The 13,465-nt window shown below is 72.5% G+C and carries 12 protein-coding genes and 3 pseudogenes; 2 read left to right on the top strand and 13 right to left on the bottom strand.

Annotated elements, in window-relative coordinates:
- The 3 genes and pseudogenes from G6R25_RS25250 to G6R25_RS14580 form a co-directional block, all read right to left on the bottom strand.
- Window positions 1-229: pseudogene (locus tag G6R25_RS25250) on the bottom strand (RNA-guided endonuclease TnpB family protein); the annotation flags it as partial.
- On the bottom strand, window positions 208-807 hold the full coding sequence (locus G6R25_RS14585) for an RNA-guided endonuclease InsQ/TnpB family protein (RefSeq protein WP_205447136.1): 600 nt from the start codon (window positions 805-807) through the stop codon (window positions 208-210). The gene G6R25_RS14585 and the pseudogene G6R25_RS25250, both read right to left, overlap by 22 nt.
- On the bottom strand, window positions 804-965 hold the full coding sequence (locus G6R25_RS14580; RefSeq protein ID WP_161983050.1) for a hypothetical protein: 162 nt from the start codon (window positions 963-965) through the stop codon (window positions 804-806). Before G6R25_RS14580 ends, G6R25_RS14585 begins: the two co-directional genes overlap by 4 nt.
- Before the next feature lie 180 nt (window positions 966-1,145).
- Between G6R25_RS14580 and G6R25_RS14575 the strand changes: the two genes are divergently transcribed.
- Window positions 1,146-1,604: a DUF962 domain-containing protein gene (locus G6R25_RS14575; protein ID WP_235948477.1), complete on the top strand. Its 459-nt coding sequence runs from the start codon at window positions 1,146-1,148 to the stop codon at window positions 1,602-1,604.
- Here the strand turns inward: G6R25_RS14575 and G6R25_RS31575 are convergent.
- The 9 genes and pseudogenes from G6R25_RS31575 to G6R25_RS14540 form a co-directional block, all read right to left on the bottom strand.
- A pseudogene (locus tag G6R25_RS31575) lies at window positions 1,492-4,133 on the bottom strand (ATP-binding cassette domain-containing protein). The gene G6R25_RS14575 and the pseudogene G6R25_RS31575 overlap by 113 nt on opposite strands.
- A gap of 1,577 nt (window positions 4,134-5,710) precedes the next feature.
- Window positions 5,711-6,787, bottom strand: coding sequence for a hypothetical protein (locus G6R25_RS14565; RefSeq protein ID WP_235948471.1), 1,077 nt, complete (start codon window positions 6,785-6,787; stop codon window positions 5,711-5,713).
- Between the two features lie 131 nt (window positions 6,788-6,918).
- Window positions 6,919-7,919, bottom strand: a pseudogene (locus tag G6R25_RS29695) (NAD(P)/FAD-dependent oxidoreductase).
- Complete coding sequence (locus tag G6R25_RS31570; protein WP_268904147.1) at window positions 7,810-8,112, bottom strand: FAD-dependent oxidoreductase; 303 nt, start codon at window positions 8,110-8,112, stop codon at window positions 7,810-7,812. The pseudogene G6R25_RS29695 and the gene G6R25_RS31570 overlap by 110 nt, the downstream one beginning before the upstream one ends.
- Window positions 8,109-8,390: a hypothetical protein gene (locus G6R25_RS27155; RefSeq protein ID WP_163553391.1), complete on the bottom strand. Its 282-nt coding sequence runs from the start codon at window positions 8,388-8,390 to the stop codon at window positions 8,109-8,111. Before G6R25_RS27155 ends, G6R25_RS31570 begins: the two co-directional genes overlap by 4 nt.
- 381 nt (window positions 8,391-8,771) lie before the next feature.
- Complete coding sequence (locus tag G6R25_RS14550) at window positions 8,772-9,995, bottom strand: MFS transporter (protein ID WP_235948470.1); 1,224 nt, start codon at window positions 9,993-9,995, stop codon at window positions 8,772-8,774.
- Window positions 9,914-10,159: a hypothetical protein gene (locus G6R25_RS27150; protein WP_235948468.1), complete on the bottom strand. Its 246-nt coding sequence runs from the start codon at window positions 10,157-10,159 to the stop codon at window positions 9,914-9,916. Before G6R25_RS27150 ends, G6R25_RS14550 begins: the two co-directional genes overlap by 82 nt.
- Before the next feature lie 60 nt (window positions 10,160-10,219).
- Window positions 10,220-10,405 (bottom strand): DUF1206 domain-containing protein, encoded by a 186-nt coding sequence (locus G6R25_RS14545; protein ID WP_205447135.1) that lies wholly within the window; start codon window positions 10,403-10,405, stop codon window positions 10,220-10,222.
- 77 nt (window positions 10,406-10,482) lie between these two features.
- Complete coding sequence (locus tag G6R25_RS14540) at window positions 10,483-11,217, bottom strand: RibD family protein (protein WP_163553393.1); 735 nt, start codon at window positions 11,215-11,217, stop codon at window positions 10,483-10,485.
- Between the two features lie 60 nt (window positions 11,218-11,277).
- On the opposite strand from G6R25_RS14540, the gene G6R25_RS14535 reads away from it, so the two are divergent.
- The gene (locus tag G6R25_RS14535) at window positions 11,278-12,171 is read left to right on the top strand and encodes an exodeoxyribonuclease III (RefSeq protein WP_163553392.1); all 894 of its coding nucleotides are present in this window, start codon (window positions 11,278-11,280) and stop codon (window positions 12,169-12,171) included.
- Between the two features lie 89 nt (window positions 12,172-12,260).
- On the opposite strand, the gene G6R25_RS14530 is transcribed toward G6R25_RS14535, so the two are convergent.
- Window positions 12,261-12,797: an Hsp20/alpha crystallin family protein gene (locus tag G6R25_RS14530; protein WP_419469364.1), complete on the bottom strand. Its 537-nt coding sequence runs from the start codon at window positions 12,795-12,797 to the stop codon at window positions 12,261-12,263.
- Window positions 12,798-13,465 lie beyond the last annotated feature (668 nt).

Here is a 13,465-nt window from a genome sequence, read left to right as displayed (position 1 = left end):
TGACGATGTTCAGGTTTTCGAAGCGGATCAGGTCGAAACGGCGAGCCAGGCTGGTGCTGGCCTCCTCGACGAAGTCCTTGCGGATATCGGCCTCGCGGACTTTGAGCTTCGCGGCCTTGCCGTACTCGGCATGCTTCGCGCCCGAGCCTTTCGGCGCCCGGGCTGCCCGGCGCTGGGCCTTGCACAGCTTCGCCTGTTCCCGCTTCGTCAGGGTCGGGCAGTGCAGCATCTTCCCAGCCGACAAGGCGGCCGTGATGACCACACCCCGGCGACGCCGACAACCTCACCTGTGCCCGGCGCCTCGATCGGCTCAGGCTTGACCGCGAACGCCACATGCCAGCGGCCCGCCCGATCCCGCATGATCCGGTAGGACTTGGCGCCGTCGGGGACATCACGCGTCCGGCGGAACTTCACCCAGCCGACCTTTGGTACCCAGCACTGGGACCATTTCCGGTTCAGCTTGCCGACGCGGAAGTCCTTCCCGACGACACGGAACCCGTCCGACTGGCTGCGCCTACGGAAATCAGGCTTGCGGTGCGAGCCGTTGAAAAAGTTCTTCATGGCTTGGTCGAAGTTCCGCAGCGCCTGCTGCTGGACGTTGACCGAGCCGGCGGCGAGCCAGTCGAACGCGGCCCGCGCCTCGGTCAACTGCCGGTTCCGTTCGGCATGTCCGGGCGGGCGGACACCGCCACGGGTGAAGTAGGACTGCTGTTCGACGCACGGGTTCCACAGGAACCGTTCGTGTGCGCAGTGCGTATCCAACACCGGCACCTGCTCGGCGGTCGGGTAGAGGCGGTACCGGCTCACCGTTGCCGCCTCCGCTCCGCTCGCAGTCCTTCGGTGAGAAGCACGATCGCCGCCGCATTGATCGAGATTCCGATCTCGGCCGAGTACTCCTCGATCTGCCGTTTGAGGTCGGGCGGGACGCGAAGGTTCAGCGACTCGCGCGGCAATCCTCTAGGCACAACCACCATGCTATCAGAACGGATGTGCGAACGATGGTGGCGTTCCGGCACGGGGCGGCGTTTCCTCCGCCGCCTGAAGGCGGCAGCCCCCACGCCGCAACTTCGGTGGATGTGGCCAGACGATCGGCCGGCAGGAGCTGGGCGGTGATGAACAACCGGCGTGGCACGCGGAAATCCAGGTTGGCCAGCGAGGAGGTGCCGGACCGTGCGGCGCCGTTCGCCGAGAAGATGGCGTACTACCGGTCCCAGCACACCGGGCGGGCTATCCGGCTGAGCCATCTGGTCGGCATCCCGGGGGTGGCCTTCGCCCTGCCGGTCGTGCTCGTCCGGCCCAGGATCGGCCTGCCGGTGTTCGCGGCGAGCTGGGCCGTGCAGGTCGCCGGGCACGTGCTGTTCGAGCACAATCGCCCCGCGCTGACCAAGGGCCCGCTGACCTACCAGCTGTGCGGTTTGGCCTTCTGGTGTGAGGAGGTCGCCGATCTCGTCGGCGGGCGCGGGCTGGGCGGCGTCGGCGACGCCTCGCCGGTCAGCCGTGCAGCGGCATCCGGCCCGCGGGCGGCTGGCCCTGGATCGAACCGGGCCCGAATCCGGGCGGCCCGGCCGCTCCGGGCGCCGGCGCGGCGTCCGCCGCCCGGGTGACCTTGGGCTCGATCCGGCGCAGCATGACCGTGGTGAGCGCCAGTGCGGCGACGCCGATCACGACGCCGATCAGGATGTCGAGCGCCCAGGTGCCCGCGCTGTGCTCCCAGAGCCGGTCGGGGGGGTCGGTGCGCAGGGTCGGGTTGCCGAGCTTGCTCACCACGTTGAGGTCGTCGGTGGAAGCCAGCGCCGCGAATCCCCACCGGGCCGGGACGAGGAAGCTGATCTGCTCCAGCACGAGCCGGCCGGTCATGGAGGTCAGGCCGCCGGAGAACACGAGCTGGCCCATGGTGACCAGGACGAGGATCGGCATCGCCTTGTCCGCGTTGTCGATCAGGGTGGAGACGAACAGGCCGATCATCATCGACGCCAGCGCCGCGACGATCACCGCGAGCAGGCACTCCAGCAGCGGCGAACCAGCACGGCGGCCTGCGGCGGGGTGCGTCCCACCACCGCGATGAGCGTGAAGACCAGGCACTGCGCGGTGGTGATCGCGGTCAACAAGATGATTTTGGAACCGAGGTAGGCGGTGCGGGACAGCCCGATCGTCCGCTCCCGCCGGTAGATCGCGCGTTCCTTGACGATCTCGCGGATCGAGTTGGCCATCCCCATGAAGCAGGCGCACAGCACCAGCACGACGAGCACCTTGGTGGCGTCGGGGTTCGGTGACTGCGGTAACGGGCCCAGGCCGTCGGGGGCCTTGAGTATCCGCGGCACGATGCCGAGCAGGAACGGGTAGGCGATGATCAGCCGCAGGTAGGACCGGCCGGCCAGGACGACCCGCCAGTAGCGTCGGGTCAGCGTCGAAAGCTGCGCGTGCACCGGCTGCTGGCGGACGCTGGGCAGCTCCGGCGGCGCCTTGCGCACCGCCGGCGCCACCACCGCCGAGGGTACGAAGAACTCCGACGCCCGGAAGCGGGCGGCCATCTGCTCGCCCGGGGTGGCCTCCAGCTCGCGGAAGTCCTGCTTGCCGAAGAAGCGCAGCGCCCCGTCCGCCGGGCCGAAGTAGGCGACGTGCCCGCCGGGCGCGAGCACCAGGATGAAGTCGCACAGGTCCAGGAACAGCACGCTGTGCGTGACGACGATGACGGTCCGGCCGCTCTCGTCGGTGGACCCCGCGCCGCCACCCTTCGCGAGGCCGCGCAGCGTCTCCATCACCGACTGGTCGTTGGCCGGGTCGAGGCCGGAGGTCGGCTCGTCGAGGAAGAGCAGCGACGGGCGGGTGAGCAGTTCGAGCGCGACGCTGGTGCGCTTCTTCTGCCCGCCGGAGAGCCGGGAGACCCGGGTGTCGGCGTGCGCGGACAGCCCGAGCTGGCCGATGACCTCCTCGACCCGGGCGCGCCGCTCGTCCGCGGTGGTGTCGGCCGGGAAGCGCAGCTCGGAGCCGTAGAGCAGGGCCTCGCGCACGGTGAGCTGGTCGTGCAGCGGGTCGGCCTGGGGCACGTAGCCGATGCGGCGGCGCAGCTCGTCGTACTCGGCGTAGAGGTCCCGGCCGGCGTAGCGCACCGAGCCGCGGTCGGCGGGCCGAAAGCCGGTGAGCGCGTTGAGCAGGGTGGACTTTCCGGCCCCCTGGGGCCGACGACGCCGAGCAGGGACCGACCGGGCAGCCGGAAGGTCATGTCGTGCATGAGCTGCTTCGTGCCGGCCCAGACGGAGACGTTCTGGACCTCGAAGGCGACGTCCCCGGAGTCGACGTACTCGACGAGCGAGCTGCCTTCGAGCTGAAACAGGTGGTGGCCGATGGCGATGACGTCGCGCTGCATCACCGGGGCCCGGCTGATCCGGTGACCGTTGACGAACGTGCCGTTCGCGGACGCGAGGTCGACCAGCTCCACCCCGCCGAGCGAGATGTGCAGCTCGGCGTGATGACGGGAGGCGAGCAGGTCCCCGACGTTGATCTCGTTGTCGCGGGAGCGCCCCATCCGCATCTGGCCGGGCTTGAGGGGATGCACGCGACGCCGGTCGCGCACGATCGCGCTCTGCGCCGTCACCGGATCGATCGACAGGCCCCCCGACGCCCCCGACACAGCCCCGGCCGGCCCCGGGGGGCTGCCCCGGCACTCCCCCGCCGATCGGCGCCGACGTGACCGACGTGGGTGCGAAGGCCCCGAGGTCCTCGACGGAGATGGCCGCCGCGTCCGGCCCGCCCGTCGGAGCCGTCGGCGGGATGGCCGGCCGGACCGGTCGGGGCAGGAGCACCACCTCCGGGCCATCGGCGGCGCCGAGACGCAGCCGCAGCTCGCCGACGATGTCGACGTCGCCCAACCGCCGGCCGTCGCACCACAGCCCGTTGGCGCTGATGTCCTCCACCCGCCAGCCGACCGCCGAGGGGCGCAGCACCAGATGCCGGCGCGACACCCCCCCGTCGTTGATCACAATATCCGCGGCCCGGGCCCGCCCCACCACGACAGGAGCGTCGCCGGTGAGCGTCACCTCCCCCGCAGGGGTGTGGACGCGCAGAGCAGTCCCAGCCACCAGCGCTCTCCCTCGATCGCCAGACGCACCATAGTGTGCCCGCGCGAGGGTCATTTTCCGGCCTCCTTCCGCGACATGTCCGAAAGTCGACCGTCATCGGTCAGGGGACGGCTCCGCTGTCGGGCGTCCCACGGGCGGAAAGTGCCTACTCCACCTCCGCCATCCTTGCAAGAGGTAAATGAATAGTTACAGTTTGTTCGATACCCGGCAACCGTAGGACGGCGAATCGGTGGTATCGGTCACCATGGAGGGGTGACTGGAAGGGGTGGGGCGGATCCGGTGAACGGCAGGGGCGCGCAGGGGCGGGGTTCCGGCCGGCAGGCGCGCCGGTTCCAGCCGCACAGCCTGCCGACGCGGATCGGTGCCGATCCACGTCAGGCCCGCTGGGCGGACGCGATGAAGACGGCGCTCAACCGCGAGCAGATCAGCCTGCCGGCGCTCGCCGAGCGGGTGGTCGGCCCGCTCGGCCTGCAGGGCACCCACAAGCTGCGCCGCTGGCTGAGCAACGAGACGACCGTCCCGGCGCACGCGATCATCGAGCTGGCCCGGGCCGTCGGCGCCCACGAGAGCGACATGCTCGCCGCCTACGGCCTGCGCAGCCCGTCCATCAGCAAACTCGTCCGCCGGGCCGAGGAGGCCGAGGAGCGGGAGCAGCAGCTGCGCGCCCGCTGCGCGCAGGAGGGTCGGACCACCGGCGGCGCGCTGTTCGCGGCGGCGGCCCCCGGCGGCCGGTGGTCGGTGACCGTGCGGCCGCACTGGCGGGGCCGGCGCCACCGCTGCCACTTCGCCGACCACGTCCTGCTCGAGCGCGTCGACGCGATCAGCGAGCGGGCCGACGCCGAACGCGACTTCGCCGAGGTCTTCGAGCGCACCGCCGCGAGCTGGGACGCCACACCGCTGCTGGTCGAGGGGCTGCCCGTGGGCCCGTTGCCGCCGCTGATCGTCCACCGCTTCACGGCGCCGCACGAGCCCACGGCCCATCACGCCCCCACCGACGCGCCCGGGGTCGGTGCGCAGGGCGTCGTCGTCACCGGCCTGCAGTGGACGAGTTCCTACACGGTGGCGGCGCTGTTGGCCAAGGCGCTCGGCTGGGGTCTGGGCAGCTTCGCCCACGCGGCCCGGTCGGTGCACGGCGGGGCGCGGCTCGACTTCGCCCTTGCCGACGAGATCATGCAGGACTGGCTGCGGCGCCCGGACAACTCGCCGCGCCGGGTCTGGGCGCACGTGCTCACCGAACCGCCGGGGCCGACTGCGCCCAGTGCTCGGCTGCTCGGGGACGCGGGGCCCGACGTGCGAGTGATCATGATGGTGCCGGAGCCGGAGCTCATCGAGATCATCGCAGCGCTGTCCGGGGCGGCACCGGCGGAGTTGGCCGCGCAGAGCCGGGCCTGGGGTGAACTGCTCGCGCCGCATCCACGGCTGCTGCACGTGCCCGCGCCCGCTCCGCGCGCAGCGGACGGCTCGGTGCTGCGGGCGGATGATCCACGTTTCCTCGACGCCTACTTCGACGCCTCCGTCGACGCGGCGTTCGACGCCCTGCGCCGGCTCGCGGGCGACCGTCCGGTGAGCGCGCTGGTCCCCGAACAGGCCCGGCTGAGCGACCCGTTCGCGGCGCTGGTCGCGGGTGGGGCTCAGGCTGCGAGCACCGGGGACCCGGCAGCCACGGTGCCGCCGGACTCACCCGCCGCCATCCCGACATCACCGACACCGCCGACGCCATCACCACCGACGTCATGGACACCGGCGTCACGGACACCGGCGTCACCGGCTTCGGCCCCGTCGGCGGTCGGCGTCGCGGGCTGAGCGGTGCGCCGCAGCGCGGCGGCGAGGTCGTCGTGATCGGCCCGCGCGGCGGCCGGCCCGAACTCCTCGACCAGCGCCGCACGCAGCGCGCGCACCGCGACGGCGCCCGTGCCGTGCAGTCCGGCGACGGTCGCGGCGGGCCCGGTGATCCGATAGCCGGCGACTTCCAGCCGCACCGACTCCGCGGCCGGTGCCGCGTCCCCGGCCGCCTCCCACAGCGGCCGGGTCGACGGCGGCCGAGCGCACCGGCCACCCGGGCCGCCCCACCCGCCGGAGTCCCGGGCGGGCTCGTCGAGCCGCGCGCCGCAGCCAGCGAAGGCGCTGAACGGTGGCACGACAGGCCCCTTGTCGGCCAGTGGCCGCGCGAGGTAGCGCCGATGGCGCCGGGGCGAGGACGCCTCGACCGCGGCCGTCACCCGGCGGATCCAGGCCGCCATCTCGGCCGGAGTGGTGCCGTAGCGGTCGGCCCAGGCCGGCAGCGGCCAGCCGACGCCGGCGCCGGCGGGCACATCGCTGCCAAGCCACGTCATCAGGTGCGCCAGCAGGGCCCGGTCGGCGGGATCGGGCAGCGCCTCGCGGGCCCAGCCGGCGTCAGGCACGCATTCGGGCCGCTGCTGCAGGCCGTGCGCGCGCCGCCGGTCCCGGCGCAGCTCACCGAGGGCCGAGCGCACCGCCCGGACGAGGTAGCCGTGCGGGATGGCCGGTCCCCGCCGGTCGAGGCGGTCGAGGCGGTCGACGACCCGTTCCAGCAGGGGCACGGCGTCGTCGAAGCACCCGAGATCGCAGGCGACGAGGACGCTGCGTTGGATCGCTCGCGGCCCCGTGGGGCACGGCGTTCCGCCGTGGCGGGCCGACCCGCGGGACAGGGTGTCGTTGACCGCGCGGACAGCCGCCGCGAACGTCATCTGGTCCATGTGTTCCGAGCGTGCCGCCCAGGTCTCTCCCGTGGACTCCCGCGAACTGCCGAGTCTACCGGTTCGGCCGGCAGAAAATGCCAGTCCGGCACGGCGGCGTGGACGGCTGCTCCGCGTCGGCCTCAACGCATCTGGCCGGCGCCGGCGTAGGGGTGCGGGCTGACCAGCGGGGCATTCTCGGCGAAGCGGGAAAGGCGGAAGTCGGCGGCGGGGATGAGCGGATGGCTGGAATCCCCGTCGACGACGAGGTCCGCGACGAGCTCACCGACCGCAACCGAGATCTTGAACCCGTGCCCGCTGAACCCCGCCGCGACGAACAGCCTGTCGACCGGCGTCGCCGAGATGATCGGGTTGTAGTCGGGGGTGACGTCGTAGCAGCCGGCGTAGGACGATGACAGTGCCACCCCGGGCAGGCCCGGGAAGCGATGGGCGAACCGGCCGACGGCGCGCTCCACGTACTGCGGGTCCGCGGTACCGGGATAGGCGTCGGGGTCGACCCACTGCGGGCGGCTGTGGTCGCTGTTGCCGACCAGCAGCTCGCCGGAACGTTCCGGGCGGACGTACTGCAGGCCGACCAGGTCGGACAGCACCGGCACATTCTTGATTGGCGCGCCCGGTGCCACCAGCAGGATCTGCTCCCGCTGGGCACGCAGCGGCAGGTCGACGCCGACCCCCGCGGCCAGCCCCGCCGACCACACACCCGCCGCGACCACGACCGTGCCGGCCGCGATCCGGCTGCCGTCAGCCAGCTCCACCCCGATCGCACGCCCGCGGTCAGGATGCGGGTCACCGGGGCACCCTGGCGCACCCGGACCCCGCCCTGGCGGGCCGCGGCCAGGTACGCATGGCAGGTCCGGTGGGCGTCGCCGTAGCCGCCGCGCGGCTCATAGGCGAACGCGGCGAAGTCGGCGAGGTCGGCTGCCGGCCACAGCTCAGCTACCTCCGCGGGATCGGCGAGGCGGGTGTCGATACCGACCGCCGCCGCCTCGACGTTGGCCGCCAGCGCCGCGGCGTCACCCGGCCCGACACCGACGAGGTAGCCCACCTGTTCGAAGCCGACCCCGTCGGCCACCCCGAGGATCTCGGCGGCATGGGTGAACAACTGCACGCCATGCCAGGCCATCACGGCGAGCGAGCGCACCCCGTAGTGGCAGCGGATGATGCCACTGGACCGGCCCCGTCCCGCCGGAACCGATGGTGGCCCGTTCGAGGACCAGCACGTTACACACGCCCTTGCGGGTCAGCGCCCAGGCGATCGCGGCCCCCTCGATGCCGCCGCCGACGATGACGACGTCGACGCTTGCCTGCACGGTCATCGGCCCGGGATCCGGTCGGTCCCCGCCAGCGGCACCCCGGCCAGCGCCGCCGCCTCGACGGGAAGTGCGACGAGGTCCTCGGGTTCGAGCCGGTGCACGTCGCTCCTGCCGCAGGCGCGGGCGAGCATCGTCGTCGCCAGCGCCAGCGCCAGCGTCCGCAGGTAGTTGGCGCACGGCTTGCCGTCGAGATCGACGAAGGTCGCCAGGACGAAGGTCGTGCCGTCGGCGGCAGCCCGTTCCGCCAGCGACGCACTCCCGGAGCCCGACGTGCCGGTCACGGTCGAACCACCCCAACGTGTCTCCTCACATGAACCAGCGTCAACCGACATTTGACGGGAGGACGATGTCGACCGAACGGCACCGGAGTAACAATCCCGTAACGTTCCGCTCCGAAAGAATGTGCCACCGGACGCCGACGAGACGCGCAGGCCCAATCGGCTTGACGGCCGGGCACGGTCACGGCCGCACGGGGGTCGAGAATTGCAGGAGCCTGGTGCCGGTTCTCCACCTCGCAGCCGCCGTCAACGCAGCCACCATCAACCTCCAGCAACTACCTGTACTAGCCCAATTACCGAAAGACGCGACTCTCGACGATACCGAGACCGCGTGTTGCCACTCGCCGGTTGGCTGACCTTCGCCGCTTACCGGTCCGGGGCGGGCTAGGCGCTCGGATCGAGGGTGTCCCGCGCGGCGCCCCCGGAGGGCCGGGGCACCTGCGGCGCGTCGGTCCCGCCGGAGGGGGCGGTCCCACCGGGTGTGCCGGTCGAGGGAGCCGCATCGGGCTTCGGGGGCGGCTGCGAGGACCGGGCCTGCGCCTGCGCGACGACGGCCTTCGCGTCGTAGCGAATCAGCGCGGGTACCGCGGCCGTCGCCAGCAGCAGGCAGCCGATGCCGGCCAGCCCCCCGCTGATCACGGAGAACACCGGTGAGGTGGCCGCCGCGACGCCGCCGGCCTCCAGGTCCCCGAGCCGCGGCCCACCGGTAACGACGACGAGGAACACGCCCTGCAGCCGCCCGCGCATCTCGTCGGGGGTCGCGACGTTGAGGATCGCGTTGCGCAGGATGGCGCTGACCATGTCGGCGGCGCCCGCGAGCGCCAGCAACGCCAGGCCGAGCGCGATGTCGTGGGCCAGGCCGAAGCCGACGATCGCCCCGCCCCACAACTCGATCGAGACCACCACCGCGAGCCCCTGGCGGCGGACCCCGCCGAGTGGGCCGGACAGCCCGGCGGCCAGCAGGGAGCCGACGGCGACCGCCGAGTACATCGCGCCCGCCGTCGCACTCCCCCCGCCGAAACGGCCCTCGGCGAGCGCCGGGAACAGTGCCCGCGGCATCCCGAACACCATCGCGATGAGGTCGACGACGAAGGTCATCAACAGCACCGGCTGACCGTGCAGGAACCGGAGCCCCTCGGCGACGCTGGCGACCCCGGCGCCGCGCCCGCCGCCGCGCGGTGGCATCGCCGGCAGCCGGGCCAGCCCGTACAGCGGGACGGCGAAGGTGACCAGGTCGATCGCGTAGGCGACCGAGAAGCCGCCGGCGGCCACCGTCACGCCGGCGATGAGCGGGCCGAACACCCCGGCGGCCGTGCCGCCGATCTGGGCCAGGGCGCTGGCGGCCGGCAGGTGCTCGAGCGGGATCAGGTTCGGCGTCATCGCCCGGCGTGCCGGCTGGTCGGCGGCCAGCAGCGCGGACTGCACGGCGACCAGGCACATCAGCGGCCAGGCGGCGTCGTCGACGGCGCCGGCGAGCGTCAGCAGCAGGAATGCCGCCGAGACCACCGCCAGCCCACCAGAGGTGATCATCTCGAGGCGACGGCGATCCACCGCGTCCACGATGGCGCCGCCGAACAGCCCGCCGCCGACCAGCGGCACCAGTGCCACCAGGCCGACCTGGAACGACGAGCGGGGATGGCGAAGACCTGCAGCAGCACCGCGGTGGCGGTGATCTGGGAACCGAGGGAGGAAATCGTCTCCCCCGCCCACAGCCGGCGATAGGCCGGATACTCACGCAGCGGGGAGATGTCGGCGAGCAGCTTGGGCACCACCCACGCTACCGTGCCAGACCGGTCGCCCAGGCGGCCTTTCCCGCCCGCGGCGGCGGCCGGTCAGAGCTTGCGGTAGCGGGCCTCGAAGAACGAGTAGATGCCGAACAGCGCCAGGCCGATGGCGCAGAACGTCAGCAGCCACTGGCCGTAGGGGATGCGGGCGGCGATGTCGACGGTCCGGCTGTGGCGGGCCTGCCGCGCCGCGCCATTGGCCTGACCGCCGGTCTGCACCGGCACAGTGATCACTCCCGCGGACCATGGGATCGGTTGATCCGGATGAAGCGATGCCCGACAGAGCGCGCACAAAACCGGACGAGGCACGCTCAGGCCGACGTCGGCACCAGATACCGAAGCAGCACCACATCGTCGAGTTGTCGGACCTCGGCCAGCCGCAGCGGGGAGTGGACGTCCTGCGGGAACGCCCCGGGGCCGACGAACGTCGGCGCGTCGGGCTCGCCGACGAAGAACGGGGCGACGGCGAGGTGCAGCTCGTCGACGAGCCCGGCGGTGAGGAAGGCGGTGTGCACCGAGGTTCCCCCCTCGACCAGCAGGCGGCGCACGCCCCGGCGGTCGAGGTCGGCGAGCACGGCGGCGACGTCCACCAGCGGCCGACCAGGCAGGTCGACGACGCTCACCCGCCCGCCGGGAACAAGGGCGGCGGACCAGAACGGCGGTGGCGCCGCGCTGCCGGCGCCCCGGTAGACGAGGGTTTCGACCGAGTCGGTGCCGAACACGCGGGAGCGCGAATCGAGATCGCCGCCGCCGGAGAGCACCACCTTGACCGGCGTCGGCGGCAGGCCGGCGGCGACCCGGGCGGCCCGGCGATGCTCGGCGCGCACGGCGAGGCGGGGGTTGTCCCGGCGCACGGTCGCGGCACCGACGAGGATCGCGTCGCAGCCGGCGCGCACCTCGTCGACCCGGTCAAGATCCGCCGGGCTGGACAGAATCAGCCGCGCGTCGGAGCCGTCGTCGATCCGGCCGTCCAGCGACATCGCGCAGCTGCAGATGACGTAGGGGCGGCCCACCGCCGAGTGCTCGCCGTCCACGTGCAGCAGCATTACACGCCGAGCGGGAGCCGCCCGCGGGGCCGTCACGGTACGGGACTACCGTGAACAGTTGTGCGGATCGCGACGTGGAACATCAACTCCGCGAAGGCCAGGCAGGCCCGGCTGATCGAGTGGCTGGACCGCGCCGAACCGGACGTGGTGTGCCTGCAGGAGACGAAGCTGTCGGACGACGCCTTCCTCGAGCTGTTCGACGAGGACCTGTTCCGGCGCGGCTACCGGGTGGCCCATCACGGCGACGGCCGGTGGAACGGCGTGGCGATCCTGTCGCGGGGCAGCCTCGACGACGTCGTGCGGGGGCTGCCGGGGGGCCCCGGCTTCCCCGGCCCCGAGCCCCGCGCGGTCGCCGCGACCTGCGACGGCATCCGGATCTGGTCGTTGTACGTGCCGAACGGGCGCACCGTCGATGACCCGCACTTCGCATACAAGCTGTCCTGGCTGGCCGCGTTGCGCGACGTCGTCGCCGCGGAGGTGACCCGGGGCCCGCTGATGACCCTGGGCGACTTCAACATCGCTCCGACGGATGCAGACGTGTGGGATGTGGCGGCGTTCGCGGGCGCCACGCATGTCACGCCGGCCGAGCGCGCCGCGCTCGGGGAGCTCACCGAAGCCGGTCTCATCGACGTCCTGCGTGCCCGCTGGCCCGACGACGTCGTCTACACCTACTGGGACTACCGCCAGCTCTGCTTCCCGAAGAACTTCGGCGTGCGCATCGACCTGACGCTGACCTCCGCCGACGTGGCGGGCCGGGTGCGCGCGGTGTGGGTGGACCGGGCGGCCCGCAAGGGCACCGGCACCAGCGACCACGCGCCCGTCATCGTCGACCTGGACACCGCCCCGGACGGCGACGTGGGCCCGATGGTGCCGCCGCCGTCGGGCCGCGGCTCGGCAGGCCGCGCGGGCGGCGGACGGTCGTCGTCCACCGGCGAGTCGCCGCGCCGCCGCTGACGCCGGCGCCGGGCTCGGGACGACCTCCGCCCGGGCCCGACGCCGCGGCGCATCCGGGCTGCGGAGGGACTCGCACCCCGGATGGACCGTCACTCGGCCGGCGTACTCGCGGACTCGTGGTCGTGGTCGTGGTCGGACTCGTGGTCGCCGCTCGCGGCGGTGACCGCGATGCGGGTCGTCTTCGGCTCGGCCGCCGCACCGGCGAGCCGAACGGTCAGCACGCCCCGCTCGTAGCCGGCGGAGATCCGCGAGGCGTCGACCCGCTCGGGGAGCTGGAACTCCCGGCGGAAGCTACCGGACCAGCGCTCACGGTGGACGCGACCGGCGCGCTCCTGCTCGCGCCGCCCATCGCGCTTGCCGCGGACGACCAGCCGACCGCGGTCGATCTCCACGACCACGTCGTGCTCCACGTCGACGCCGGGCAGCTCGAGGTTGATCAGCACATCCTCGCCCTCGGTGACGACGTCGACCGAGGGAACGGCGAACTCCACGCTCTGGGAGCGGCCGGTGAGCGCCGGGCGCCGCGGGCTCCACGCGCGCCGAACGATCTCGTCGAACTCCCGGTCCATCCGTCCCAGCGCCGCGAACGGGTCCCACAGGTAGGTGCTCACAAGGGCCTCCCTCATCTTGATCATTTTTCGGGTGTCACGGCGGGCTGGGCCGCCCCGAAGCGCCCTCCAGCGATCCTTCGCCGCCGAGCCTTCGGTTAAAGCCTGCCCGTCGTTCACAGTTCATTAGTCTAGGTCGCTCAATCTTTGCGATGCAAGTGTAGGCAGCACTTTTGGTTCATGGTGACGTAGGCAACGCCAAAGCCGCACCCCCCTCGACCGCGGCGACAGGGGAGAGCCCCTCCCCCGATCACCCGCGGAGGTACCCCGAACCCCGCCGCCGCGGCGCGGGGGGCGGCCTGTTCGGGCTGCCCGAGAAGTGCTCGACACTCCCCCCCGCGCGGGGGCGACGCGGCGAGGGAGCGCCGATGCGGCCTGCGTACTCGGAACAACCCGCGCATCCGGGATGGACGCGCCGGAGCATCCACCGACGGCTACCGACGGCCGGGCGGCCGGGCGGGCAAATCCACGGAACACGCCGACCGCCTAGGCCGCCGCGTCCCGACCCAGCGGCACCGGGACCGTGACGCGCCCATCGGGGAAAATGCCCGAAGACCGCAGATCAACCCCGGGCGACCGGTTCGCTCCGCTGCCGGAATACCCGGCAACACCAGCAAATCTCTACAGAGTGAGCCTTTCCCGGTAACGTTTCGTCGCTTTGCGTGACATCAATGTTGTGTTGGTGT

Origin of the sequence: Candidatus Frankia alpina (assembly GCF_902806485.1) — a bacterium.
Lineage (GTDB): Bacteria > Actinomycetota > Actinomycetes > Frankiales > Frankiaceae > Frankia > Frankia alpina.
Note: the sequence above shows the minus strand (reverse complement) of the source record. Positions and strands in the feature narration are given on the sequence as shown.

Bases quoted from the DNA above. Each gene is read 5' to 3' on its own strand.
- G6R25_RS31570 (WP_268904147.1), bottom strand. From the start codon at position 8,112: ATGACCGTGCAGGCAAGCGTCGACGTCGTCATCGTCGGCGGCGGCATC.
- G6R25_RS14565 (WP_235948471.1), bottom strand. From the start codon at position 6,787: ATGACGTTCGCGGCGGCTGTCCGCGCGGTCAACGACACCCTGTCCCGC.
- G6R25_RS14540 (WP_163553393.1), bottom strand. From the start codon at position 11,217: ATGCTGCTGCACGTGGACGGCGAGCACTCGGCGGTGGGCCGCCCCTAC.
- G6R25_RS14530 (WP_419469364.1), bottom strand. From the start codon at position 12,797: ATGAGGGAGGCCCTTGTGAGCACCTACCTGTGGGACCCGTTCGCGGCG.